Consider the following 1,610-nt stretch of genomic DNA (forward strand, 5'->3'; position numbering starts at 1 on the left):
GGGGGTGCGGACGAAAACTTGGACCACCAAGGAGGTAGTTCATGTATTCCTACGCAGACAGACTTCGAGCGGTTGAGCTCTATATCCGGCTGGGCAAGCGACTTAATGCGACTATTCGTCAGCTGGGGTATCCCACCAAGAATGCGTTGAAGGGCTGGCATCGCGAGTACGTACAGCATCTCGACCTGCGTACTCAGCCGGTAGCGCGAGCGCCAAAATACTCAGAGGCTCAGAGGCAGGCGGCACTTGAGTACTTTCGCACCCATGATCGTTGCATCTCTGCGACGATGAGGGCGCTCGGCTATCCCGGTCGAGGAACTCTAACCGCATGGGTTCGTGAGGCGTTTCCGGAGGCGCGGACATCGATTGTCGGTCGATCGTGGCACCCTGGCTATTCCGAGGAGGTCCGGCAAGCCGGGGTCATTGGATTATGCAGTGGAGATGAAAGCGCTCAACAGGTAGCTGTCCGACTGGGCGTCTCAAGGCCGACATTGTACAGCTGGAAAGATCAACTACTTGGTCACGAGGCTCCCTCATCCATGAAACGCCGCAAATCCAACCCCAAGGTGCCTGAACGTGAAGAGCTCGAGCGACAGCTTGAAGCCCTCCAGCGTGATGTCCGCCAGTTACAACTCGAACATGATCTCCTGAAGAAGGCCAACGAACTCTTAAAAAAAGACCTGGGCGTCGATCTGCAGATCCTGAGTAATCGGGAGAAAACCCAGCTAATTGACGCCCTTAAAGAAGTTTACCGCTTGCCAGAGTTGCTTGCCCAGCTTCGGATTGCCCGTAGCTCCTACTTCTACCATCGCGCCCGCATGTGCCTGGCAGACAAGTATGCTGCTGTCCGCTACAGCCTAGCGGAGATCTTTGAAGCGAACCGTCGTTGCTACGGTTATCGACGACTGCAGGCGTCGCTGGCCAGACAAAGCGTGATAATCTCGGAAAAGGTTGTCCAGCGATTGATGAAGCAGGAGCAGTTGGTCGTTGCCAGGCCGCGTCGACGGCGGTTCGGATCCTATCTGGGAGAGATCAGTCCAGCGCCCGAGAACCTGATCAATCGCGACTTCCATGCAAAAGCGCCAAACGTGAAATGGCTGACAGACATCACCGAGTTCCAGATCCCAGCTGGCAAGGTGTACCTTTCGCCCATCATCGACTGCTTTGACGGCATGGTCATCAGCTGGTCCATCGGAACCCAACCAGATGCGGGTCTCGTCAACACCATGCTGGATGCAGCCATCGGAACCGTCGCCAACGGCGAGGAACGGCCAATCATCCATTCTGATCGCGGAGCCCATTATCGCTGGCCAGGCTGGTTAACCCGTATCAGCGAAGCAAGACTGGTTCGCTCCATGTCCCGAAAGGGTTGCTCGCAAGACAACGCCGCGTGCGAAGGGTTCTTCGGTCGGTTGAAGACCGAGCTCTTCTATCCACGAGACTGGAAGGTCATCACGATAGAGCAGTTCGTGGCAGAGGTGGACGCTTACATCCGATGGTACAATGAAACGCGCATCAAAATATCACTGGGATCACTCAGCCCGGTCGAATATCGTAAGAGCCTCGGCCTGAGCATTTAAAACAGTCCAAGTTTTTATCCGCACCCCCGC

The 1,610-nt window shown here is 55.7% G+C and carries 1 protein-coding gene; it reads left to right on the forward strand.

What is annotated here, in order from left to right; translation table 11 throughout:
* Positions 1-41: 41 nt before the first annotated feature.
* Positions 42-1,580, forward strand: a complete 1,539-nt coding sequence (locus ASD32_RS20470; protein ID WP_060639911.1) for an IS3 family transposase — start codon at positions 42-44, stop codon at positions 1,578-1,580.
* The last annotated feature ends 30 nt before the right edge of the window (positions 1,581-1,610 follow it).

It is taken from the genome of Rhizobium sp. Root483D2 (assembly GCF_001426685.1).
In the GTDB taxonomy this organism is placed as follows: domain Bacteria; phylum Pseudomonadota; class Alphaproteobacteria; order Rhizobiales; family Rhizobiaceae; genus Pararhizobium; species Pararhizobium qamdonense.